Below are 22,313 nucleotides of genomic sequence, written 5' to 3'. Positions count from 1 at the left end.
TCTCACGCGAACGCGAGGAGGGGCGGATGCTGCGGCATCCGCCCCTCCTTCGTCGTTCCGCCCGGTGTGACGGGCGGCGCCCGGGTCAGACCGAGATGCCGCGGTTGCGCAGGAACGGCGCCGGGTCGATCCGCACGCCGTTCTGGTAGATCTCGAAGTGCAGGTGGCAGCCCTGCGAGATCCCGGTGTTCCCGGCGTACGCGATGACCTGGCCGGCCGAAACGCGCTGGCCGTAGCCGACGTTGTAGCCGCCGGGCTGGATGTGGGCGTAGCCCGAGATGATCCCGCCGCCATGGTCGATCTTGATGTAGTTGCCCCAGTCACCCGTGTACGCGGCGTGGACGACCGTGCCCGACGCGGCGGCGTAGATGGGGGCGCTGCAGCCGCCGGCGAAGTCGATGCCGCGGTGGCCCGAGGTGCAGTACCCGTTCGAGCAGATCGTGCCGCGGTTGCCGAACCACGAGCTGATGTACCCGGGGCCGGGGCGGACCCACCCGGAGGGCTGCACCTGTCCGGCGCCACCGCCGGGGTTGCCCGCGGCACTGCCACCACCGCCACCGCCGCCACCACCACCGCCGCCGTTGTTGGCGGCCGCCGCTGCGGCCGCCGCGGCAGCCTCCGCCTGACGGCGACGTTCCTCCTCGGCTGCCCGGCGAGCGGCTTCTTCGCGCTCGCGCTGCTTGCGGGCCTCTTCGCGGCGACGCTCTTCTTCGACGCCGGCCTGGTAGCCGGCGACGGTCGCCGCGGTCTCGTCCTTCAGCGCAGCGAGCTGGGCCTGCAGCGTGGCCATGTTGGCGGTCTGCTCTTCGAGGGCCGCCTGCGCGACGGCGGCGGCCTGCTGTGCGGCGGCGAGCTTCTGCTCGGCCTCCTTCTGCAGACGGTCGCGCTCGTCACGGGCGACACCGGCTTGATCGCTGAGGCTCTGCGCGGTCTCGCGGGCCGCAACGGCATCCGTGTACACGCCGCGGTTGGCCTGGAGCAGCTTGTCCATCGTGCCGAGGCGGGCGAGGAGGTCGTCGGCGCTCGCGGCCGAGTCGGAGAAGAAGAGCTTGAGGCTCGTGTCGTCGCCGCCGTTCCGGTACAGCTGGGCGGCGAGCTTGCCTGCGCGGCGGGCGGACTCGAGGGCGACCGCCGACTGCGCGTCGGCCTCGGCCTGCAGGGAGTCCGCGCGGTACGCGGCATCCTCGAAATCGGCCTGCGCCTTCGCGTACTCGGCGCCCAGACGCTCGGCTTCCGCCTGCTTGTAGGCGACATCCGCGGTGAGGTCGGAGATCAGCTTCTCGATGCGCGCGATCTCGGATGACTTCGCGGCCTCGTTGCCCTTCGCGCGCTGCACGTCATCCCACGAGGGGTAACCCTCGATACCGAACGCCGACGGGATGCCGGGGGCGAGGAACGCCGTCGCCGCGACGAAGCCGACGGCACCGAGGCCGAGGGCGCCGCGGCGCGAGATCAGCTGGGAGAGCTTCTTGCTCTCTGCGGGCGTCGGGGCGCAGCCGCAGTCTTCCGGGGAGTCGAGGCTCTCGTATCGCACGCGGTGATCCTCCATATCGCGTGGGCAACTCCGTTCACAGTAGCAACACACGTCACATCGCCAAAGCGCGACGGATACCGACGGAAGCGCGCGGACCGGCTCATTCTGCCTCCGGGACACGCCCGGCCGACGCACGCCACGCCCCCGATTCGCACATCCGGGGGGAATCGCATATGCTTGACCCTCGGTAAGCGTGAACGGAGACTCCCGGGTCTGGGTTCGCTCGGCCCCATCGTTTAGCGGCCTAGGACGCCGCCCTTTCACGGCGGTAGCACGGGTTCGAATCCCGTTGGGGTCACTCCCACAACTTAATAAGCATGGCCCTGTAGCGCAGTTGGTTAGCGTGCCGCCCTGTCACGGCGGAGGTCGCGGGTTCAAGTCCCGTCAGGGTCGCTCTCAAGCGACGGGCCCTTTGGTTTCCAGAGGGCCTGTCGTGTAGGACGTGGCATCTTTGACGCCATGCGGCTCTGTAGCTCAGTTGGTAGAGCGCACGACTGAAAATCGTGAGGTCACGGGATCGACGCCCGTCGGAGCCACACGGGTGATCATTACAATCACCCCAGAAACCCTCGCCTAGCTTCTACATGGCGGGGGTTTTGCTTTGCCCTCGAGCGGCACGCGCCTGCCGCGGCATCCGCTCAGGTCGGCTCGGTGACCCGCACCAGTCCGCAGTTCAGGCACGACCACGCCACGATGAACGCCTCGTCGTCGAGGATCTCGAACCGCAGCGGATCGCCGCAGGTCGGGCAGACCCACGGTGCGGGCTGCGCGCTCACGCGCCGTTCCGATCGCTCACGGGCCGAGCATAAACGCCGCGTCGCACCGGCGGGCCAGAGCCACCGCGTCATGCGGGGCTCTCCCCCGCGCGTCGTTGTCGAAGTACACCCACACGTCGCGCGGGCGGCCGTCGGATGCCGCCGACCCGTCGGCCCACCCCCGGATACGGTCGGCCCAGTCGTCGAGCTCGGCGTCGGTGTATCCGCTGGCATAGAGATCGGTCGCGCCGTGGAGCCGCACGTAGACGTGTCCCGCGGTCGTGACCTCCTCGAACCGGGGGAAGCGTCCGGCGGTGTCGGCCACCACGAGAGCGGTGTCGTGCGAACGCAGCAGCGCGAGCGCGGCATCCCCTCCGAAGCCCGACGACCGTGGCTCGAGTGCGTGCACGATCGGTCGGTCCTCCTCGATCTCGAGCCACGCCCGCCCGTCGAGGCGCTCGTCGCGCCGCCCGGCGAGCGCGAGGGCTGCGCGTGTCGTGCGCGGAAGCAGCCCGAGAAAGCCCTCGAGCACGTCGGGGTCGAACGCCTCGCGCTCGGGCAGCTGCCACAGCACCGGGCCGAGCTGCCGCCCCAGCGCGAGCACTCCCGAGGCGAAGAAGTTCGCCAGCGCCGTCTCGACTCCGCGCAGGCGCAGCATGTGCGTGACATAGCGCGAGCCTTTGACGGCGAAGACGAAAGACTCGGGCACCTCGTTCCGCCACCGCTGATAGCTCGACGGGCGCTGCAGCGAATAGAACGACCCGTTTAGCTCGGCCGTCGACATCCGCTCGCCCACGTATTCGAGCTCGCGCCGCTGCCCGAGGCCTGTCGGGTAGAAGTCGCCGCGCCATCCGGCGTACCGCCACCCGGAGATGCCGACGCGCACCCGACCCGGACCGGATGCCGCGGATTCGTCGCTCATGATGCCGCAGTCTCGGTCGATGCGCGTCCGCGCGGAAGGGGGTTGCCCACCGCTCCGACCGGTCCCGCATCACCCGGCCCCCTAGGATTTCGACGACGCACCGGGCACCACCAGGGGAGACACGATGGCCGAAACGCGACGCTCGAACGCGCGCCGACACCGCCGGCACCGAGCGGTCGGGATCTGGATCGGCGCCTCGCTGGCCGGCGTCGTCCTGGTCGCCGCCGTCGCCGGCTGGCTCGCCGTCGCCGCTCTTCGGGTCGACGGCTCCGAGTTGGAGCAGGCGTCCACCTCGAACGCCCCGACCCCGGCCGCGACGCTGACCCCGACGACGCCGCCGTTGTCGCCCGCCGAGCAGCTCGTCGCCGACGCGAACGACTCGAACGCATGCGCCGTCTCGTTCGCGGGCGACGGCATCGACATCGCCCCCGTCCTCGAATCACAGGGGCGGCCGTACGCCTCGCTGCCGATCCCCGCGCACGACGGGCTCGTGTTCGCCGGGTGGTACGACACCGCCGACGACGCGGCGGGGCTGTCCATCCCCGGGCGCCTCAACGGGGCGGACATCGTCTCGTGCGAGGCGCAGCAGCGCACCGTGCACGCCGCGTGGATGTCGCCGGGCGACAACACCGCGGCGGGCACCCGCATCCCGATCCTCATGTACCACCAGTTCACGACCAACCCCGCGGGCGAGTCGGGCTGGCTGCGCGGCAACTACGCTTACGTCGGAGACTGGGACGCGCATCTGAAGTACATCTCCGAGCAGCAGTTCTATCTGCCCACCTGGCCGGAACTGGACGCCTTCATCGACGGCAGGCTGTACCTGCCCGACCACTCCGTCATCATCACCGACGACGACGCCGACCCGTCCTGGCTCGAGCTGGCGGTGCCCGTGGTGGAGAAGTACCAGGTGATGACGACATCCTTCGTGATCACCGTCAACGGTCCGGGCCCCGACCTCACCCCCCTCGTGCTCAAGCGCTCGCATACGCACGACATGCACTCCGCGGGCGCCGACGGCCAGGGCCGCATCGTCAACTGGACCCATGACGAGATCGTCGCGGACCTCGAGACCTCGGCGGGCGTGCTCGGCGGCGTGAAGGAGGTTGTCGCCTACCCCTTCGGCCACTACGACGACGCGGCGAAACAGGCGGTGGCGGACGCCGGGTTCGCAATGGGCCGGACGATCGAGCACGGGTACGTCTCCATCGGCACCGACAAGCTCGCGCTGCCGGTCATCCGCGTCAACTACGGGATGACCGTGAATGACATCGAGAAGGCCATCGGGTGAATCTCAGGAGATATCCAAAGAGTCAACGGCTTGTCCGCATATGAATCCTCAGTACTGTGTGAACTCCCCCGCCTGTTGACACCTGCGAGCGATACATGGATCTGACGATCGTCGTCCCGACCTTCAACGAAGGTCCGAACGTCGCCGAACTCCTTCGACGGATCGGTGACGCGGTCGATGATCGGATGATCGAGGTCGTGTTCGTCGACGACTCCACCGACGACACACCCGCCGTCATCGAACGGGCCGCGAAGACGGCGGACTTCCCGGTGCGCCTCATCCACCGCGACGAGCCGGTCGCGGGTCTCGGGGGCGCCGTCGTCGAAGGCCTGCGTGCCGCCACCGCGTCGTGGTGCCTCGTCATGGACGGCGACCTGCAGCATCCGCCCGAGGACATCCCCCGGCTGCTGGCACGATCCGACCGCGGCGACGTCGACGTGGTCGTCGCCTCCCGGTACATCGCCGGCGGCGACTCGAAGGGGCTCGCCGACGCCACCCGGACGACCGTCTCGCGCGCCTCGACCTTGCTGACCAAGGCGATGTTCCCCCGCAAGCTCGGCGAATGCAGCGACCCGATGACCGGGTTCTTCCTCGTCGACCGCGACGCCGTCGACATCGACTCCCTGCGCCCGCGCGGCTTCAAGATCCTGCTCGAGATCCTCGCCCGCCGCCACATGCGCGTCGCCGAGGTGCCGTTCGCATTCGCCCCGCGATACGCGGGCGCCTCGAAAGCCACCTTCACCCAGGGCATCCGGTTCCTCACCCAGCTGCTGATGCTGCGCTTCGGGCGCATGTCAGCGTTCGCCCTCGTCGGCGGCGTGGGCGCGATCGCGAACCTCGTGATCATGTGGGGCCTCATCCGGCTCGGGATGGACTACCTGCCGGCGTCGATCATCGCGAGCGAGATCACGATCATCGGCAACTTCCTGCTGCTCGAATACCTCGTCTTCTCCGACATGCGCTCCGAGTCGGGCAGCATGACGCAGCGGTTCCTGAAGTCATTCACGTTCAACAACGCCGAAGCGGTCATCCGGATCCCGGTGCTGTGGGTCCTCGTCGAGAACGCGCACATCCCCAGCGTCATCGCCGCGGGGCTGACGCTGATCGCGGCGTTCGTGGTGCGGTTCGTGTTCCACGCGCTCGTCGTCTACGCGCCGAAGAAGCAGCGCGTCGAGGCGGTCATCGAGGCTGCGCCCGAGCGCGCACGCGCCGCGGAGTACTGAGCCCTCCGCGCCGAAAACGCACCGCCCCGTCGAGAGAGCTCGCATGGCGGTGCGTTTTCGCTCGAGCGGTACGCGCTCGGCGCGATCGGACGGGCGCCCCGAGTTCTTGTGGCGGACGTACCCTGGAGACATGACCGCTTCCACCGACACGATCACGATGTTCGGCGCCGACTGGTGCCGCGACTGCCGCCGCACGAAGGCGCAGCTCGACGAGCTCGGCGTGGACTACACCTACATCGACCTCGAGGCCGAGCCGGCCGCCGCCGACGTCGCTCGCGAGATCTCGGGGCGCACCCAGATCCCCGTCGTGGTCTACCCCGACGCGAGCCACCACGTCGAGCCGAGCAACGACGACGTCGCAGCCAAGCTCCGCGAGCTCTCGCTGATCTGACCTCGGCCGCGCGCGGTTGGCCGTGGGCCGTGGGCCGTGGGCCGTGGGCCGTGCGCGGGTGCAAGACATCCGGGCCGACACCCCGCACGGGATGCCGCGCGGCCGGGGTGTCGCGACCGATCGCTTGCATCGCGGCGCAGCAGACGGACGGGCGGACGGGCGGGCACTGGTAGACTGGGGGAACTTGTGGCGCGCTCGCGCCGCACGCGTCGTAGAACGCCTTCCGCCCACCGGGTCACGACCGGCATCCCGCGGACACTTTCGTACGGCGAACCCGCATGCACCCGCATCCGGGCCACCGATCAGGGCGCCGACGTGTGCCCGGAGAAACGCTCCCCCATGACTGACACCACTTTCCGCACGCTCGGCGTGCCCGCTCCCCTCGTCGAAGCACTCGCGAAGGACGGCAAGACCACCGCGTTCCCGATCCAGGTCGACACCCTGCCCGACACGCTCGCCGGGCGCGACGTGCTCGGCCGCGGCAAGACCGGCTCGGGCAAGACGCTCGCCTTCTCGATCCCGATGGCCGCGCGCCTCGGCGGCGAGCTGGCCGGCGGCAGCCGCCGCGCCACCCGCATCCTCGGCCTCGTGCTCGCCCCCACCCGTGAGCTGGCGACGCAGATCAACGCGACCCTCGCGCCCCTCGCGGCCGCATACGGCATGAAGACGACCACCATCTTCGGCGGCGTCAACCAGAACCGTCAGGTGCAGGCGCTCAACGCCGGCGTCGACATCGTCGTGGCCTGCCCGGGTCGCCTCGAGGACCTGCTGCAGCAGCGCCACCTGACGCTGGACTCGGTCGAGATCACCGTGATCGACGAGGCCGACCACATGGCCGACCTCGGCTTCCTGCCCGCCGTCACGCGCATCCTCGACAAGACGCCGCGCGACGGACAGCGGATGCTGTTCAGCGCGACCCTCGACAACGGCGTGGACAAGCTCGTCAAGCGCTTCCTGCAGAACGAGGTGCTGCACTCGGTCGACGAGGCGCACTCGCCCGTCGCGGCGATGACCCACCACGTGTTCCACCTCGCCGGCGCCGAGGAGAAGAAGGACGTCATTAAGGCGCTCGCCTCGGGCATGGGCCGCCGCATCCTCTTCACCCGCACCAAGCACGCCGCGAAGAAGCTCGCGAAGCAGCTGACGTCGCAGGGCATCCCCGCGGTCGACCTGCACGGAAACCTCTCGCAGCCGCAGCGCGACCGCAACCTGGCCGCGTTCTCGTCGGGCGCCGCGAAGGTCCTCGTCGCAACGGACGTCGCCGCGCGCGGCGTGCACGTCGACGACGTCGAGCTCGTCGTGCACGTCGACCCGCCCATGGAGCACAAGGCATACCTGCACCGCTCCGGCCGGACGGCCCGCGCGGGCGCCGAGGGCGCCGTCGTCACGCTCGTGATGCCGGGTCAGGAGCGCGACGTCAAGGACCTGCTGCGCAAGGCGGCGATCGCCGTCACCCCGACGTCCGTCACGGCGGAGTCGCCCGAGGTCGTCGCCCTCGTCGGCAAGGTCGCGCCCTACGTGACCCCGGCGCCGGTCGAGGACGCTCCCCGCGGCACCAGCCAGGGTGCGAACGCCCAGCGCAAGCGCGCCGCGCGCGACGCTCGCGAGGGTGGTTCGTCGAACTCCGGCGGACGCTCCGGCGGCGGCAACGGCCGGGGCCGCGGCGGACGTGGCCAGGGTCAGGGCGCCGCGGGTGGCCGCGACGGCCAGGGCGCGCGCTCGGGCGGTCAGGGCGCTCAGCGCGACCAGGGCGGTCCGCAGAACCGCGGTGGACAGCAGCCCGCGCGCGGCGGCCAGAACACCGACCGTGCCGCGCGTGACGCCGCCCCCGCGGGCAACCCGCGCCGCACCGGCCGTCGCGCATCATCGAACGGCGGTGCGGCCGGCGGCAAGCTGATGGTCGGCTCGGTCGTCCGCCAGAACAGTGCCGGACGCCGCAGCGGTCGCTGACCCCCGGCATCCGCGAACGACCACGCCGCCGCGGCCTGCCGTCTCCCCACGGGGATGACGCAGGTCGCGGCGGCTTTCGTCATGCCACCCGACACCGCCCGGCGCGGGCGAACCCGCCGAGAACGCACGCTTGCCGCGAGGACGCACCCCAGACGGTGCGTTCTCGCGGCGACGGTGCGTTCTCGCGGCAGCGAACCGCGGCCCGGGCTCAGGCCGAGACGGCGAACTCGGCGTCGAGGGCGTCGATCTCACGGGTGACCTCGGCGACGCGACGGGCGCGCTCCTCGGCGGGCAGCCACGAGGCCTCGAACGACGAGATCGCCATGCGGCGGATCTGCTCGGGCGTCGCGCCGATCTGCTCCGACACGATGCCGTACTCCGCGGCGAGGCTCGTCGGGAACATCCCGGGATCGTCGGAGCACGGGATGACGTTGAGCCCGGCGTCGAGCATCGCGGCGATCGACGCGCGGCGCCACGGCCGCCACGAGCGGCGGGAGGTCGTGGACGCAACCGTGAACGACACCTGCTCGTCCCGCATCCGCTCGATCACGGCGTCGTCCTCGAGCACGTAGTACCCGTGGTCGATGCGGTCGCAGCCGAGCAGGTCGAGGCAGGTGATGGTGTTGACGGCGGTCGGGGCGTGCTCCGACGAATGCGCCGTCCGGCCGAGGCCCGCCTCACCGGCCAGCCGGTACGCGTCGACGAAACGCTCCGGCGGCCCGGCGGTCTCGAGGTTGTCGAGGCCGATGCCCGCGACGTACGGGTGCGGGTTGTCGACGACGCGGCGGACGACCTCGAGCGCCTCCGCGCCGCTGCGGCTGCGGTCGATGCCCTGGATCATGAGACCGGTCATGCCGAAGTCGCGCTCCGCCATGCGGATGCCCTCGGCATAGGCCTCGACGGCGCCGAGGTATCCGAGCGACTCGAGGTGCGGCGGCAGGGCGTCGAAGAACAGCTCGAGGTGACGGGTCCCGCTCTGGCGGTGGGCGTCCTCGAAGGCCTCGTAGACGATGCGCGTGAGATCGTCGGCATCACGGAGCACCTCGACGACCCAGTTCGACGCCTGGAAGAGCGAGTACGACACCTCGGGCTCGTCCGCGCTGCGCTGCTGCGGGACGGGGATGCGGGTGTCGCGGTAGAGCGCCGGGTCGGGCGGCAGCGAGTTGATGTCGGCGAAGATGCGCTCGGGGTCGGCGGGCAGCTCGAGCGACTCCCGGCGGGCCAGCTCGCCGAAGGTCGTCGCTCGCACGGTGCCGATGAGATGGCAGTGCAGGTCGGCCTTCGGCAGGCGCTGGAGGTATTCGGCGGGAAGGGGTGCTGCGGAGGTCATGGTGCCGTTCATGCGTCGAGGGTGTGGAGCGGGCGCGCCCGTCGGACGCGCGGGGGTGTCCGGCCGCCGAGGATGGGGGATGCTCGGCGGCCGGAGGGCCGGGGTCAGCGCGAAGCGACCTCGCGCGCGAACCGCTCGACCCACTGGGCGCGGTTCGGCACGACCTCGGCGGGGTCGAGCGTGGCGTAGCCGGCCGCGATCGGGTCGGCGGCGATGTCGCCGACCACGTCGGTGATCTCGGCGGGGATCGTCGCGTCGAGCGCGACGGGCAGGTCGCCGACGATCTCGGCCGACGCCGTCTGCGCCTCGACCGACAGGAGGTAGTCGATGAACGCGTAGGCGCCCTCGAGGTTCTTCGCTCCGCTGGGGATCATGGCGCGGTTGGTCGCCATGTAGCGCCCCTCGGCCGGCGCGGTCCAGGCGACGGGCTCGCCCGACGCGACGAGGGTCGTGGCGAACCCGCTCAGCGAGTCGGCGGCGACGATCTCGCCCTGGGTCAGGAGGTTCGTCACCTCGGTCGACGACGAGTAGAACTGGAGGATGTTCGGCGCCCACTCGCCGATCGTCGTGTAGGCGGTGTCGATGTCGTACGGGCCGTCGCCGAAGGTCGACGCGACACCCGAGACGGCGAGCTGACCGGCCGTGACCGAGATGTCGGGGAACGCCAGGCGTCCGCTGTATGCCGAGTCGGCGTACAGCGACCAGTCGGCGGCCTGCTCCGCGGACAGCTCGTCGGTGTTGTACAGCGTGCCGTTGAGCTGGTAGCTGTAGGCCGGGCCGTCATATCCCTCCTCGACGGCGAAGTCGGCGATGTTCGCGAGGTTGGGCACGTCGGACTCGTCGAAGTCCTGGAACAGGTCCTGCTCCTGGCCGGATGCCGCGAAGGTGTCGGAGATCAGCATGACGTCGATGCCCGCGTCGCCGCCGGCGAGCTGGAGCTGCGAGAGGCGGTCGGCGTTCGAGCCGGTCTCGATCTCGACCTCGATGCCCGTCTTCTCGGTGAACGGATCGACGACGGCCTCCTGGAACTGCTCCACCCCGAACGGGAAGGTGCTGACCACGATCGAATCGGTCGAGGCGGCGTCGTCGGAGCCGTCGGTGCTGCTGCCGGAGCAGCCGGTCACGACGAGCGCGGTGGCGGCGAAGGCGGCGGATGCCGCGAGGACGCGGCTGGTGCGGGTGCGGATCATGCGGGTTCCTCTCGGGGCTGCGGGCGGGCCGCAGGCATGCGGGTGGCTGGTGCGGGTGCGGGTGGAGCGTCGAGGGCGGCTCGGCCGGGGGCCGAGCCGGGTCAGGCGGCGAGGGGGATGAGACGGGCGGCGGGCGCGGTGACGGTCACCCGGTCGCCGGGGCGGGCGAGCACCGCCTCGTCGCGCACGTCGGCGACCAGGCGCACTACGGCGCCCCCGGCGTCGGCGGTCTCGACGGTCACGAGACGGTCGACTCCGCGGTAGGCCACGTCGAGCACCACGCCGTCGAGCGCGAGGTCCGCACCCCCGGCGGGCCGCCCGATCGCGAGGTGCTCGGGCCGAACGGTCGTGAGCGATCCGTCGGGGCCGGTGAGGAAGTTCTCGTAACCGAGGAACTCCGCGACGAAGCGGTTCGCTGGGGCGGTGAAGACCTCGGAGGGAGCGCCCTCCTGCATGATGCGGCCGTCGCGCATCAGCACCATACGGTCCGACATCTCCAGGGCCTCGTCCTGGTCGTGGGTCACGAGGACCACGGTGAGGCCGGTCTCGGACTGGATGCGGCGGATCTCGGCGCGCATCTGCACGCGAAGGCGCGCGTCGAGGTTCGACAACGGCTCGTCGAGCAGCAGGAGGGTCGGGCGGATCGCGATCGCGCGGGCGAGGGCGACGCGCTGCTGCTGCCCGCCCGAGAGCTTCTTGGGGCGGCTCGCGGCGAGGTGGCCGAGGCCGACGAGGTCGAGCGACTCCTCGACGCGGCGGCGGCGCTCGGCTCCCCCGACCTTGCGCAGCTTCAGTCCGTACCCGACGTTCTCGGCGACGGTCATGTGCGGGAACAGGGCGTAGGACTGGAACACCATGCCGAGGCCGCGGCGCTCCGGCGGGGTGCGGGTGGCATCGGTGCCGGCGATCATGATCCGGCCCGAGGTCGGCTGCGTGTAGCCCGCGAGCATGCGCAGCGACGTGGTCTTGCCGCATCCGCTCGGCCCGAGCAGCGTCGTGAGCTGCCCCGACGGGATGGCGAGGTCGATGTCGTCGACGGCGGTGAAGTCGCCGAAGCGCTGTGTCACCCCGACGAACTCTGCTGCGGTGGTCATCGGTTGATCCCTCCGAAGATGCGGGCGAAGCCGACCGTGCGCTCGGCGATGACGGCGATCACGACGGTGCCCGCGAGGATGATGGTGCTCGTGGCAGCGACCATGGGGTCGTAGCTCTGCTGGACGTAGTCGAGCATGGTGACGGGAAGCGTGCGGAAGTCGCGGCTCTGCAGCAGCAGCGACAGCGGCACGTTGTTGAACGAGGTGACGAAGCTGAGCAGGCCCGCCGAGAAGATGCCCGGTCGCAGCAGCGGCAGGGTCACGGTGAAGAACGCCCGCAGCGGCGAGGCGCCGAGGCCGCGGGCGGCCTCCTCGATGCCCGGATCGGCGAGCGCCAGCGAGGCACCCGTGACCCGCACGGCGTAGGGCAGCATCAGCACGGTGTGGCCGATCAGCAGCACGGGGAAGTTGTCGAGCCGCAGCCCGATCATCAGCTGCTGGTAGAGGGCGAGGCCCACCACGAGCTCGGGGACGATGAGCGGCGAGAGGAACAGCCCCTCGACCAGTCCCTTGCCCGGCAGCCGCCCGCGGTGGATCGCGAGCGTGACGGGCACGCCGATGAGCAGCGCGAGCACCGTCGCGATGAGCGCGAGCTGCAGGCTCGACAGCAACGCGCTGATGAACGGGTCGTAGTTCAGGGCCGCTTCGAACCACTGCAGCGAGAAGCCCTCGGGCGGGAAGCGCAGGGTGCGTCCCCCGGTGAACGCCGTGGCGACCACGAAGAGGATCGGCACGATCATGATGATGTAGCCGGCGACGGCGAGCGTCGCCGCGACGGGGCGGCTCGTCTTCACGAGGTGGCCCCCCGTCGCGCGACGACGGCCGACAGGCCCGACACGGCGAACACGAGCATCGTCATGATGATCGCCGTCGCGCTCGCGGCCGCCCAGTCGATCGTGACGCTCGAGTACGAGTAGAGCTGCGTCGACAGCATCCGCTGGCTGGATCCGCCCAGCAGGTACGGGGTCGTGTATGCGGTGACGCTACCGGCGAAGACGAGCGTGGCCGCGACGACCATGCCGGGGGCCGAGAGCGGCACGACGATGCCCCAGAAGGTGCGGGTGCGGCCGGCGCCGAGTCCGCGTGCGGCGTCGTCGAGACCGGGGTCGACCTGGGCGACGGCGGAGTAGCACGAGATGATCGCGAGCGGCAGGAAGAGCTGGGTGAGCCCCAGCACGATCGCGAGCTCGGTGTAGAGGAGCTGGGGCGCGCGGTCGACGAGGCCGAGACCGGTCAGCAGCTGGCCGATGGCGCCGTTGGAACCGAGCAGCACGAGCCAGCCGAAGGTCCGCACGACGTTGCTCAGCAGCAGCGGGAAGATCGCGAGCGCGAGCAGAACGCCGGCCCAGCGCGAGGTCGAGCGGGCCAGCAGGTAGGCGATCGGGAACCCCAGCACGATGCAGATGACCGTGACGATGAGACCGAGGCCGACCGTGCGCCCGATGATCGCGAGATCGAACGGGTCGGTCAGCATCCCGCCGAGTCGTTCGAGGATGTCGACGGGGCTGACGCCCGGAGGGGCGAACAGCATCGCGATCGACGGGATGAGGAACCCCGCCAGCAGGAGCGCCAGCCCGGGGAGGGCGAGCAGTCCGGTGCGGCGTGAAACCACGAGCGAACTCCGTTCGTACGAGAGGGCGGGTGCAACCGGTTGCGCAACCGGTTGCCTCTACCGTATGACCCTCTGCGGGGCCATCGCGACCATTCGTGTAAACACCGTGTAAAACCGCGCGATGACGCGGACGCAACCGGTTGCTCCGGCTCAGTAGGATGAGCGGACCGCCGGGCACCGGAAACGGCGGGACGAAGGGAGCTCGGTGACGACCCTCGCCGATGTCGCCGCGCGGGCGGGAGTGTCGAAGTCGACCGCATCCCGTGCCCTCAGCCGCGCCGACCTCGTTGCCCCCGAGACGGTCGCCCGCGTGCGTCAGGCCGCCGCGGAGCTCGGCTTCATCGCCAACCGGGCGGCCAGTCATCTGGCCCGCGGCCGCAGCGGCATCGTCGCCCTCGTCGTCCCCACCCTCGACAACGCCTTCTTCACGCCGATCATCGCGGGGGCGCAGGCCCGTGCCCGCGAGTCCGACCTCCAGCTCACCGTCGCGGTGCATCGCCTCGACGACGGGGAGGGGCTCGCCGAGCTCGAGCGGCTCGCGCGGCAGGTCGACGGCTGCATCCTCGTCGCACCGCGCGGCCCCGACGACATCGTCCGCGCCGCGGGCGCCTTCGGGCCCACCGTCCTCGTCGACCGCGAGATCGACGGCATGACGTCGATCGTCGCCGACACCGCGAGCGCCTTCGCCGAGCTCACGACGCGTCTCGCCGACGCCGGTCATCGCGGCATCGTCTACCTCGGCGGGCCCGACGGCTCATGGCAGGACCGGCAGCGCTCCGCCGCGATCGCCGCGGCGGTGGGCGACCGGGTCGAGCTGAGCGCATTCGGGCCGTTCCCCGCCACCTTCGCCGCGGGCGTGGCGACGGCCGACGCGGTCATCGCCTCGGGCGCGACCGCCGTCGTCCCTTACGCGACATCCATCGGCCTCGGTCTCGTCTTCGCGCTGCGCGCCCGCGGGGTCGCCTCGCCCGGCGAGATCGTCGTGAGCGCCGAACGCCTGGTCGCCGAGGCGATCGGGGCCGATGATGTGCCGGCGATCGACGTCGACGGCGACGAGCTCGGGCGCGAGGCGATGGCCGCGCTGCTGCCGATGCTCACGTCGCCGCCCTCCGGTCCCGAGCGGCGCCGTCTGTCGGTCTCGGTGCACTGGCCGGCGGCGGAGGACGCCGCCCGTACCGCCGAGAACGCACTCTCGACGCGATGACGCACCGAGAGCGGTGTGCGCTCGCGAGACCGGTACGTCCTCGCGAGGGTCAGCGGGCGAAGCGGTCGGTCGCGGCGACGAGCGCGGCGGCGATGCCGGGTTCCGCCGCCGAGTGGCCCGCGTCGTCGACCAAGACGAACTCCGCCTCGGGCCAGGCACGGTGCAGGTCCCACGCCGTCATCGGCGGCGTGCACGCGTCGTAGCGCCCCTGCACGATGACGCCGGGGATGCTGCGCAGGCGGCCCGACGCGGCATCCTCGATCAGCTGACCCTCGCGCAGCCAGCCGCCGTTGATGAAGTAGTGGTTCTCGATGCGCGCGAAGGCCGTGGCCGAGGCGGCCGTGGTCATCCCGGCGACCAGCTCGGGGTCGGGCCGCAGTGTCACCGTCGAGGCCTCCCACCGGGTCCAGGCCTGCGCCGCAGGAACGTGCACGGCGGGATCGGGGTCGGTGAGGAGACGGTGGTAGGCCTCGATCAGCCGGCTGCGCTCGATCACGGGGACGGGCGCGAGGTAGTCCTCCCACAGATCGGGGAACAGCGCCGCGGCGCCGCCCTCGTAGAACCACTCGAGCTCATGGCGACGCAGCGTGAAGATGCCGCGCAGCACGAGCTCGGACACGGCGTCGGGATGCGACTGCGCGTACGCCAGAGCCAGTGTCGAGCCCCACGACCCGCCGAACACCTGCCACCGGTCGATGCCGAAATTACGGCGGAGCAGTTCGATGTCGGCGACGAGATGCCACGTCGTGTTGTACCGGAGGTCGGCTGCGGGATCGCTCGCGTGCGGCGTCGACCGACCGCATCCCCGCTGATCGAACAGGATGATGCGATAGGCCTCGGGGTCGAAGAAGCGCCGGTGCCAGGCCGCGGTTCCGCCGCCCGGGCCGCCGTGGAGGAACACGACCGGCTTGCCCTCGGGGTTGCCCGACTGCTCCCAGTAGACGCGCTGTCCGTCGCCGGCGAGCAGGAACCCGGTGTCGTACGGCTCGATCTCGGGGTACAGGATGTCGGCCAGCGCGGCCGACACGCTCACCGTGCGGCTCCGCGGTCGCGTTCAGTCATGCGTTCACGGTACCGGTGGCGTCGTCGCGGGCCGCATCGCCGCACGGCGGTGATCCGGTATCCGCGTCGCCGGTGTTCGGTTCACCACCTCGCGATGCAAGGGATCAGCCGCGACACCCCGGCCATGCGGCACCCATCACGGGGGGTCGGATCGGATCCCTTGTATCCGATCACGCACGGCCGCCCCCTCGCGGACGCCGGAGCGGGCAGGAATAGAGTCGGGACATGGACGCCACCACCGTCACCGTCACCGGCGCCGCCGGCCAGATCGGATACGCCCTGCTGTTCCGCATCGCGTCGGGCGAGATGCTCGGACCCGATCGGCCTGTGAACCTGCGCCTGCTCGAGATCCCCGACGGCGTCCGGGCCGCCGAGGGGACCGCGCTCGAACTGCAGGACGGCGCCTTCCCGCTCCTGGGGTCGGTCGAGGTCACCGACGACGCGCGGACGGGCTTCGCCGGCGCGAACATCGCGATGCTCGTGGGAGCGCGCCCCCGCGCGGCCGGGATGGAGCGCAGCGACCTGCTCGCCGCCAATGCGGGGATCTTCGGGCCGCAGGGCGCCGCGATCGCCGCGGCCGCCGCATCCGATGTGCGCGTTCTCGTGGTCGGCAACCCGGCGAACACGAACGCGCTCATCGCGGCGTCGGCCGCCGAGGGCGTTCCCGCCGACCGCTTCAGTGCGCTCACCCGGCTCGACCACGAGCGTGCCGTCGCGCAGCTCGCGGCGCGCCTCGAGGCACCCGTCACCGACATCGACGGCGTCGTGATCTGGGGCAACCACTCCGCGACGCAGTTCCCCGACATCTCCTCGGCCACCGTCGGCGGTCGGCCCGCGCTCGAGGTGCTCGCCCAGCGCGTCGGCGGCGCGGAGGCCGCCGACGCCTGGCTCGACGACGAGTTCGTGCCGCGCGTCGCGAAGCGCGGTGCCGAGATCATCGCGGTGCGGGGGGCGTCGTCGGCGGCCTCCGCCGCGAACGCGGCCATCCGCCACGTGCGCGACGACGTGCTCGGGACGGCGGGACGCCGCACCTCCGCGGCAGTCGTCTCGCGCGGCGAGTACGGCGTGCCCGAGGGTCTCGTGTGCTCGTTCCCCGTGACGAGCGACGGGTCGGGCTACCGCGTGGTCGCCGGCCTCGATCTCGACGAACGGGGCCGTGCCCGCCTCGACGCCTCGGTCGCCGAGCTCGTCGACGAGCGCGAGGCGGTCCGCGGCCTCGGCATCATCTGAGACGGCCCCCGCATCGTGGAGCTGCTGCCCGGACTCATCCTCGGCGTCGTCGCCATCGCCGTCTCGACGTCGCTGTCGAAGCGTCTCGGCGTGGCCGGCCCCTTGATCCTCGTCGCCATCGGACTCGCCGCGTCGTGGCTCCCGATCCTCGACGACTTCGAGGTCGACCCCGAGCTGATCCTCGTCGGCGTCCTGCCCCCGCTCCTGTACGCCGCCGCCGTGCGGCTGCCCGCGGTCGAGTTCCGTCGCGACCTGCCGTCGATCTCGGGACTCGCGGTCGCCCTCGTCGTGATCAGCGCGCTCGCCATCGGCGGGTTCCTGACGCTCGTGCTGCCCCAGCTGGGATTCCCGCTCGCCGTCGCACTCGGCGCGGTGCTCAGTCCGAGCGACGCCGTCGCGACGTCGATCGTGAAACGTCTCGGGATATCGCCGCGGGTGGTGACCATCCTGGAGGGCGAGAGCCTCATCAACGACGCGACCGCGCTCGTGCTGCTCCGCAGCGCCATCGCGGCCGTCGCGGGTGGATTCGCGTTCGCCGACACGGTCGGCACTTTCGTGTGGGGGATCGTCGCCGCGGTCGTGGTGGGCGTCCTCGTGGGCGGGCTCAACCTGCGGATCCGCGCCCGCATGAACACCGTCGCGGCGACCGCCCTCGGCTTCATCGTGCCGTTCGTCGCCTACCTCCCCACCGAGCACCTGGGCGGATCGGGCCTCGTCGCCGCGGTCGCGGCGGGGATCACGACGGGCCAGGGCGCCGCCCGGCGTTTCACAGCCGAGCAACGGGTGTCGGACGAGATCAACTGGCGCACCGTCGAGCTCGTCCTCGAGGGCGGCGTCTTCCTCATCATGGGGCTCGAGCTGCGCGGCATCCTCGACGACAACGTGCAGCAGCAGAACGGCCCGGGCAAGGCCATCCTGCTCGCCCTCGCCTCGCTCGCCATCCTCCTCGTGATCCGCGCCGCCTACGTCGCCGGCCTCATCTTCGTGCAGGGCCGCCGGGCCCGCAGCCACCAGCGCGACCGGCTCGAGCAGATCTCCGAGCGGCTCGACAGTCTGCCGCCCGACTTCGCGGGCCGGGGGCGCGACCCCGGAGCGACGCGGCGCCGGCTGCAGGGCATGCGCAGCCGGGTGACCCGCGCCTTCAACGACCTCGACTACTACGAGGCGTCGCCGCTCGGCTGGAAGCACGGCACGATCATCGTGTGGGCGGGCATGCGCGGCGTGGTCACCCTCGCCGCGGCGCAGACGTTGCCGCGCGACACCCCCGAGCGTGAGCTGCTGATCCTGACGGCGTTCCTGGTCGCGGTCATCAGCCTGCTGCTGCAGGGGCTCACCCTGCCGGGGCTCGTCCGGATCCTGCGGATCCCGAGCGCCGCCGCCGACACCTCGCTTCTCCGCGAAGAGGAGGCGGCGCTCGATGCCGAGTTGCGGACCGCCGCCATCGATCGCCTCGGCGATCCGGCGCTCGCCCTCGATGAGGGCGGCCGGTGGGACACGCGCACACTGTCGATCGCCCGGCGACGCCTCGAGCACGCGGCGGACGATGACGCCGGCAGCCAGGCTCGCGAGCTGCAGCTGCTGCTCATCGGCGCCATGCGGGCCCGACTGCTCGAACTGTCGCGTGAGGGGGCGTACTCGTCCGAGGTGCTGCGGGAGTCGCAGCGTCGTCTGGACGCGCAGCAGGTGAGCCTCGAGATGCGCCGGAACGACCTCTGAGCGAACTCGTGCTGAAAACGGTTCTCGCGTCAGCGACAATGAGAGGGTGAGCACCCCGACCGACGGCGACCGGACCGCGCGCCCGGCCGCCGATTACGCCGAGACGCGCACGATCGCGCTGCCTGATGCCGTCGCCGACGGGCTGCCCGACAGCTTCGCCGCCCTGCAACCGAGCCCCGAGTGGTGGGCGGCGCGTCCCGCCGGCGCCCGACTCGTCGGCCTCGTCGTGTCTCGCGACGACATGCCGAGCATCGTCGCCCAGCGCGATGCGCTCGCGCAGTTCGGCGTGCCGATCGAGGGCTTCCGCCACCCGGCTCCCGAAACCGGCGAGAGCTGGCAGGAGCGCCTGTCGCGACTGTTCGGACACCTCACCGCGGGCGATGTCGTCGTCGTCTCCGACGTGCATGCGCTCGGTCGCGACGCCGACGAGGAGACCCGGACGATCGCCGAGCTCCGCCGCCGCTCCGTCATCGTGAAGGTGCTCGGCTCCCGCCAGGCCTGAGGCCCGTCTCGGAAGGCGCCTCGTCGCGGTCGGCGCGCCCGAGGATGACGTCGACGAGGCGCAGCATGTCGTCGAGCTCGAACTCCTCGCGGCTCAGTGCGCGCAGGATGACGGCGCCGAGCAGTGCGTCGGCTGCGGCCTCGAGCGTCTTCCCCGTCGTCCCGCCCAGCGCCTCGGACAGTCGTGTCATCAGCGGGGCGGCGAGGACCTCCGCACGCAGCCGACGTCCCGTCTCGGCGCTGCCGGCCGCGGCCGCGACGAGGGATCGCAGGAGCCCCTCGCCGTCGGCGCTCGCACGCAGGGCGAACAGGTCGGCGAGCCAGGTCGCGAGATCCGCCCGCGCGTCGCCCGTGTTCGGCACGTCACGGTGGCGCTCGAGCAGCCGCCCCTCGAGGAGCGCCTCGGCGATGACGTCGCCCTTGTGGGGCCACCATCGGTAGATCGTCTGCTTGCCCACGCCCGCGCGCCGCGCGATCCCCTCCATCGTGAGGTGCTCGTAGCCGCGCTCGGCGAACAGCTCGCCCGCCGCTTCGAGGATGGCCAGGCGGGCGGCCTCACTGCGAACCGGACCGCTGCGTTTGAGAGGCATGTCCCATATTCTCGACCATCGGAGCAGAAGACGAGACGGTCCGTGTTATCTTTTTGGCACTGGTCGGAGCCGACGGTGCTCCCCTGCGCGCACCGCAGGGAAGGAACACCGCATGGCCGAGCTGCTGCACCGTCTGGGTACGTTCGCGGCGCGACGGGCCTGGACCGTCGTCGTCGCGTGGCTGGTGATCGCCGGCGTCGTGGCCGGGGGCTTCCTCATCGGGTTCAAGGGCCTGAGCTCGAGCTTCGACATCCCCGGAACGGCGTCGGGGGACGTCATCGCCGACCTCCAGGACGAGCTGCCCGACTTCGCGGGGGCAGCGGGGACCGTGGTGTTCCGCACCGACGACGGCGAGGCCCTCTCGGATGCGCAGAAGTCGGAGATCACCGCTCTCGTCGATTCCGCCGGCACCCTCCCCGATGTCGCGCAGGCCACCGATCCGTTCGCGACGCAGGAGCAGCTCGAGCAGCAGCGACAGCAGCTCGGCGACGGTCGTCAGCAGCTCGCGGACGCGCGCGCGCAGGCCGAGTCGGGCCAGCAGCAGCTCGACGCCGGCGCGGCCCAGCTCGAGGCCGGACAGCAGCAGCTCGACGCCGCGCGCAGTCAGCTCGAAGCGGCTCCGTTGCCGGACGCGCAGAAGACCGCTCAGCTCGCCGCCCTCGACGCGCAGCAGGCGCAGCTCGACCAGCAGCGGTCGGTGCTGCAGGAGCAGCAGGCTCAGCTGACCGACGGACTCGAGCAGATCTCGGCGCAGGAGGCGCAGCTCGAGGACGGCGCCGAGCTGCTGTCGTTCGCGGACGCCATCCGCCTGGTGTCGGAGGACGGCAGCACCGCGATCGTCAACGTGTCGTTCGACAAGCCGCGCCTCGAACTGCCGGAGGAGTCGAAGCAGGCCGTCGTCGCCCACTTCAGCGAGCCGGTGGCCGGCACCGACGTCGCCTTCAACACGGAGATCTCGCAGGGCATCCCCGAGATCTTCGGGGTCGGCGAGGTCGTGGGTGTCGCCGTCGCCGGCATCGTCCTCGTGGTCGTCCTCGGCTCACTGCTCGCCGCATCCTTCCCGATCATCACCGCCGTCATCGGCGTGGCGATCGGCGCCATGGCGACGCTGTCGTTCTCCGGAGTGATCCAGATGGCCTCCGTCACCCCGTTCCTGGGAGTGATGCTCGGACTCGCGGTCGGCATCGACTACGCCCTCTTCATCCTCTACCGCCACCGCCGCCAGCTGCTCGAAGGAGCCGACGTGACGGAGTCCATCGGCCTGGCGAACGGCACGGCGGGCAACGCCGTCGTCTTCGCGGGCTCCACCGTGATCGTGGCGCTCCTCGCTCTCAACATCACCGGCATCCCGTTCCTCGGGCTGATGGGCACGGCGGGGGCGGTGAGCGTCCTCGTCGCCGTCCTCATCGCGGTGTCGCTCACGCCCGCGCTCCTGGGCCTGGCCGGCATGCGCGTGCTCGGCCGTCGGGCGCGCGCCCGGCTCGCCGCCCCCGCCGCGGCCGCGGAGGGTGGTCGCGGTCGTGCGGGCTCGGCGGCGGCGGCCCCCGCCCGCGCCGTGCGTCCGATGTCCACCGTGCGGGCCGTCGCCACGATCCTCATCGCGACCGTGGCGCTCCTGGTCATCGCGATCCCCGCCATGTCGATGCGCCTGGGCCTGCCCGACGGCGGCTCCGAGGCGGCGGACTCCACCGGGTACCAGGCGTTCACGTGGACGGAGGAGGCCTTCGGCGAGGGAGCGAACGCCCCCCTGCTGATCACGGCGACGCTGCCCGAGGGCACGACCGCCGACGACGCCCCGGGCCTGCAGCTCGACATCGCTCGCGAGCTGTTCGCGCAGGACGACGTCGTCGCGGTGGCCCCGGTCGCCGTGTCGGAGGACCGCACGCTGGCCGCCTTCCAGATCATCCCGGCCGAGGGACCGAACGCGGTGTCCACGGAGCGGCTGGTGCGAGACCTGCGGGCTCTGCCTCCCATCAACGGCGACATCGATCTCGGCGTGGCCGGCGCCGCCGCCATCAACATCGACATCTCGGAGGGATTGGCCGACGTCCTGCCGGTCTACCTCGTCGTCGTCGTCGGCCTGTCGTTCCTCATCATGGTGATGGTCTTCCGGTCGCTCCTGGTGCCCCTGGTCGCGACGCTCGGCTTCGTGCTGTCCCTGCTCGCGACCTACGGCGCCGTCACGGCCGTCTTCCAGTGGGGGTGGCTCGGCGGTCTCTTCGGAGTCCACAACCCGGGCCCGATCCTGAGCTTCCTGCCCGTGATCCTCGTGGGCATCCTGTTCGGCCTCGCAATGGATTACCAGCTCTTCCTCACGACAGGGATGCGCGAGGCATGGGCGCACGGCGCCGCCCCGCGTCTCGCCGTGGCACAGGGTTTCCGGGCCGGGCGAACCGTGGTCATCGCGGCAGCCGTGATCATGATCTCGGTGTTCTCCGGCTTCATCACCTCGGAGGCCGTGATCATCAAGTCCTTCGGTCTCGGCCTCGCACTCGGCGTCCTGTTCGACGCGTTCGTCGTGCGGATGCTGCTGATGCCGGCGATCATGCACATGCTCGGCGGCGCCGCGTGGTGGCTCCCGCGCTGGCTCGACCGCATCATCCCCAACGTCGACGTCGAGGGCTCCGCACTCGAACGACGGCACCCCGCTCACCACGACTGATCCGCGCGCCGGCACAGCCGGACCGGGACGCCGGCGAGGGGCGACACCCTAGCCTC

General features: G+C 71.3%; 19 protein-coding genes and 3 tRNA genes. 12 read left to right on the top strand and 10 right to left on the bottom strand.

Annotation, left to right across the window (positions count from 1 at the left end):
- Nucleotides 1–85: 85 nt before the first annotated feature.
- Nucleotides 86–1,534: a M23 family metallopeptidase gene (locus BLT21_RS10725; RefSeq protein ID WP_371113438.1), complete on the bottom strand. Its 1,449-nt coding sequence runs from the start codon at nucleotides 1,532–1,534 to the stop codon at nucleotides 86–88.
- Between the two features lie 225 nt (nucleotides 1,535–1,759).
- Here BLT21_RS10725 and BLT21_RS10720 point away from each other — a divergent pair.
- The 3 genes from BLT21_RS10720 (at nucleotide 1,760) to BLT21_RS10710 (ending at nucleotide 2,070) form a co-directional block, all read left to right on the top strand.
- Nucleotides 1,760–1,832 (top strand) — tRNA-Glu (locus BLT21_RS10720).
- Nucleotides 1,833–1,853: 21 nt separating this feature from the next.
- Nucleotides 1,854–1,927 (top strand) — tRNA-Asp (locus BLT21_RS10715).
- A 70-nt stretch (nucleotides 1,928–1,997) separates the two neighbouring features.
- Nucleotides 1,998–2,070: transfer RNA gene (locus tag BLT21_RS10710), tRNA-Phe, on the top strand.
- Between the two features lie 102 nt (nucleotides 2,071–2,172).
- On the opposite strand, the gene BLT21_RS15675 is transcribed toward BLT21_RS10710, so the two are convergent.
- Both BLT21_RS15675 and BLT21_RS10705 read right to left on the bottom strand, forming a co-directional pair.
- Entirely contained in the window at nucleotides 2,173–2,310 is a 138-nt protein-coding gene (locus BLT21_RS15675) for a hypothetical protein (protein WP_176786879.1), read from the bottom strand.
- Nucleotides 2,311–2,326: 16 nt separating this feature from the next.
- Nucleotides 2,327–3,211: a DUF72 domain-containing protein gene (locus BLT21_RS10705; RefSeq protein WP_091501801.1), complete on the bottom strand. Its 885-nt coding sequence runs from the start codon at nucleotides 3,209–3,211 to the stop codon at nucleotides 2,327–2,329.
- Between the two features lie 124 nt (nucleotides 3,212–3,335).
- On the opposite strand from BLT21_RS10705, the gene BLT21_RS10700 reads away from it, so the two are divergent.
- The 4 genes from BLT21_RS10700 (at nucleotide 3,336) to BLT21_RS10685 (ending at nucleotide 8,066) form a co-directional block, all read left to right on the top strand.
- Nucleotides 3,336–4,502, top strand: coding sequence for a polysaccharide deacetylase family protein (locus tag BLT21_RS10700; protein WP_091501799.1), 1,167 nt, complete (start codon nucleotides 3,336–3,338; stop codon nucleotides 4,500–4,502).
- Between the two features lie 95 nt (nucleotides 4,503–4,597).
- Nucleotides 4,598–5,725: a glycosyltransferase gene (locus BLT21_RS10695; RefSeq protein WP_091501796.1), complete on the top strand. Its 1,128-nt coding sequence runs from the start codon at nucleotides 4,598–4,600 to the stop codon at nucleotides 5,723–5,725.
- A gap of 130 nt (nucleotides 5,726–5,855) precedes the next feature.
- Nucleotides 5,856–6,116 (top strand): glutaredoxin family protein, encoded by a 261-nt coding sequence (locus BLT21_RS10690; RefSeq protein WP_091501794.1) that lies wholly within the window; start codon nucleotides 5,856–5,858, stop codon nucleotides 6,114–6,116.
- A 339-nt stretch (nucleotides 6,117–6,455) separates the two neighbouring features.
- Nucleotides 6,456–8,066 (top strand): DEAD/DEAH box helicase, encoded by a 1,611-nt coding sequence (locus tag BLT21_RS10685; RefSeq protein WP_091501791.1) that lies wholly within the window; start codon nucleotides 6,456–6,458, stop codon nucleotides 8,064–8,066.
- 208 nt (nucleotides 8,067–8,274) lie between these two features.
- Here BLT21_RS10685 and BLT21_RS10680 read toward each other — a convergent pair whose 3' ends face one another.
- From BLT21_RS10680 to BLT21_RS10660, 5 genes are all read right to left on the bottom strand, one after another.
- The gene (locus tag BLT21_RS10680) at nucleotides 8,275–9,408 is read right to left on the bottom strand and encodes an adenosine deaminase family protein (RefSeq protein ID WP_256336031.1); all 1,134 of its coding nucleotides are present in this window, start codon (nucleotides 9,406–9,408) and stop codon (nucleotides 8,275–8,277) included.
- A 92-nt stretch (nucleotides 9,409–9,500) separates the two neighbouring features.
- Complete coding sequence (locus tag BLT21_RS10675; protein ID WP_091501789.1) at nucleotides 9,501–10,586, bottom strand: extracellular solute-binding protein; 1,086 nt, start codon at nucleotides 10,584–10,586, stop codon at nucleotides 9,501–9,503.
- 101 nt (nucleotides 10,587–10,687) lie between these two features.
- Nucleotides 10,688–11,680 (bottom strand): ABC transporter ATP-binding protein, encoded by a 993-nt coding sequence (locus BLT21_RS10670; protein WP_091501787.1) that lies wholly within the window; start codon nucleotides 11,678–11,680, stop codon nucleotides 10,688–10,690.
- A complete protein-coding gene (locus tag BLT21_RS10665; protein ID WP_091501785.1) occupies nucleotides 11,677–12,474 on the bottom strand; it encodes an ABC transporter permease in 798 nt (265 codons plus the stop codon). The genes BLT21_RS10670 and BLT21_RS10665 overlap by 4 nt, the downstream gene beginning before the upstream one ends.
- Nucleotides 12,471–13,292: an ABC transporter permease gene (locus BLT21_RS10660; protein ID WP_091501783.1), complete on the bottom strand. Its 822-nt coding sequence runs from the start codon at nucleotides 13,290–13,292 to the stop codon at nucleotides 12,471–12,473. Before BLT21_RS10660 ends, BLT21_RS10665 begins: the two co-directional genes overlap by 4 nt.
- A gap of 205 nt (nucleotides 13,293–13,497) precedes the next feature.
- On the opposite strand from BLT21_RS10660, the gene BLT21_RS10655 reads away from it, so the two are divergent.
- Complete coding sequence (locus BLT21_RS10655) at nucleotides 13,498–14,496, top strand: LacI family DNA-binding transcriptional regulator (RefSeq protein WP_091501781.1); 999 nt, start codon at nucleotides 13,498–13,500, stop codon at nucleotides 14,494–14,496.
- A 49-nt stretch (nucleotides 14,497–14,545) separates the two neighbouring features.
- On the opposite strand, the gene pip is transcribed toward BLT21_RS10655, so the two are convergent.
- Complete coding sequence (gene pip / locus BLT21_RS10650; RefSeq protein ID WP_176786894.1) at nucleotides 14,546–15,523, bottom strand: prolyl aminopeptidase; 978 nt, start codon at nucleotides 15,521–15,523, stop codon at nucleotides 14,546–14,548.
- A 260-nt stretch (nucleotides 15,524–15,783) separates the two neighbouring features.
- Here pip and BLT21_RS10645 point away from each other — a divergent pair, with 260 nt between their 5' ends.
- Genes BLT21_RS10645 through BLT21_RS10635 form a run of 3 tightly spaced genes read left to right on the top strand, consistent with a single transcriptional unit; the run spans nucleotide 15,784 to nucleotide 19,006 of the window.
- Nucleotides 15,784–16,788 (top strand): malate dehydrogenase, encoded by a 1,005-nt coding sequence (locus BLT21_RS10645; protein WP_091501779.1) that lies wholly within the window; start codon nucleotides 15,784–15,786, stop codon nucleotides 16,786–16,788.
- Between the two features lie 15 nt (nucleotides 16,789–16,803).
- On the top strand, nucleotides 16,804–18,504 hold the full coding sequence (locus BLT21_RS10640; RefSeq protein ID WP_091501778.1) for a cation:proton antiporter: 1,701 nt from the start codon (nucleotides 16,804–16,806) through the stop codon (nucleotides 18,502–18,504).
- 46 nt (nucleotides 18,505–18,550) lie between these two features.
- Nucleotides 18,551–19,006 (top strand): recombinase family protein, encoded by a 456-nt coding sequence (locus BLT21_RS10635; RefSeq protein WP_091501777.1) that lies wholly within the window; start codon nucleotides 18,551–18,553, stop codon nucleotides 19,004–19,006.
- On the opposite strand, the gene BLT21_RS10630 is transcribed toward BLT21_RS10635, so the two are convergent.
- A complete protein-coding gene (locus BLT21_RS10630) occupies nucleotides 18,972–19,595 on the bottom strand; it encodes a TetR/AcrR family transcriptional regulator (RefSeq protein ID WP_091501776.1) in 624 nt (207 codons plus the stop codon). The genes BLT21_RS10635 and BLT21_RS10630 overlap by 35 nt on opposite strands.
- Nucleotides 19,596–19,707: 112 nt before the next feature.
- On the opposite strand from BLT21_RS10630, the gene BLT21_RS10625 reads away from it, so the two are divergent.
- Nucleotides 19,708–22,257 (top strand): MMPL family transporter, encoded by a 2,550-nt coding sequence (locus BLT21_RS10625; RefSeq protein WP_091501775.1) that lies wholly within the window; start codon nucleotides 19,708–19,710, stop codon nucleotides 22,255–22,257.
- The last annotated feature ends 56 nt before the right edge of the window (nucleotides 22,258–22,313 follow it).

Source organism: Microbacterium sp. cf332 (genome assembly GCF_900102175.1).
Taxonomy (GTDB): Bacteria; Actinomycetota; Actinomycetes; order Actinomycetales; family Microbacteriaceae; genus Microbacterium.
Note: the sequence above shows the minus strand (reverse complement) of the source record. Positions and strands in the feature narration are given on the sequence as shown.

Excerpts from the sequence above, each read along its gene's own strand:
- BLT21_RS10630 (WP_091501776.1), bottom strand. The coding sequence starts at position 19,595 with ATGCCTCTCAAACGCAGCGGTCCGGTTCGCAGTGAGGCCGCCCGCCTG.
- BLT21_RS10670 (WP_091501787.1), bottom strand. The coding sequence starts at position 11,680 with ATGACCACCGCAGCAGAGTTCGTCGGGGTGACACAGCGCTTCGGCGAC.
- BLT21_RS10695 (WP_091501796.1), top strand. The coding sequence starts at position 4,598 with ATGGATCTGACGATCGTCGTCCCGACCTTCAACGAAGGTCCGAACGTC.
- BLT21_RS10675 (WP_091501789.1), bottom strand. The coding sequence starts at position 10,586 with ATGATCCGCACCCGCACCAGCCGCGTCCTCGCGGCATCCGCCGCCTTC.
- BLT21_RS10705 (WP_091501801.1), bottom strand. The coding sequence starts at position 3,211 with ATGAGCGACGAATCCGCGGCATCCGGTCCGGGTCGGGTGCGCGTCGGC.
- BLT21_RS10690 (WP_091501794.1), top strand. The coding sequence starts at position 5,856 with ATGACCGCTTCCACCGACACGATCACGATGTTCGGCGCCGACTGGTGC.
- BLT21_RS10685 (WP_091501791.1), top strand. The coding sequence starts at position 6,456 with ATGACTGACACCACTTTCCGCACGCTCGGCGTGCCCGCTCCCCTCGTC.
- BLT21_RS10625 (WP_091501775.1), top strand. The coding sequence starts at position 19,708 with ATGGCCGAGCTGCTGCACCGTCTGGGTACGTTCGCGGCGCGACGGGCC.
- BLT21_RS10680 (WP_256336031.1), bottom strand. The coding sequence starts at position 9,408 with ATGAACGGCACCATGACCTCCGCAGCACCCCTTCCCGCCGAATACCTC.
- BLT21_RS10645 (WP_091501779.1), top strand. The coding sequence starts at position 15,784 with ATGGACGCCACCACCGTCACCGTCACCGGCGCCGCCGGCCAGATCGGA.
- BLT21_RS10700 (WP_091501799.1), top strand. The coding sequence starts at position 3,336 with ATGGCCGAAACGCGACGCTCGAACGCGCGCCGACACCGCCGGCACCGA.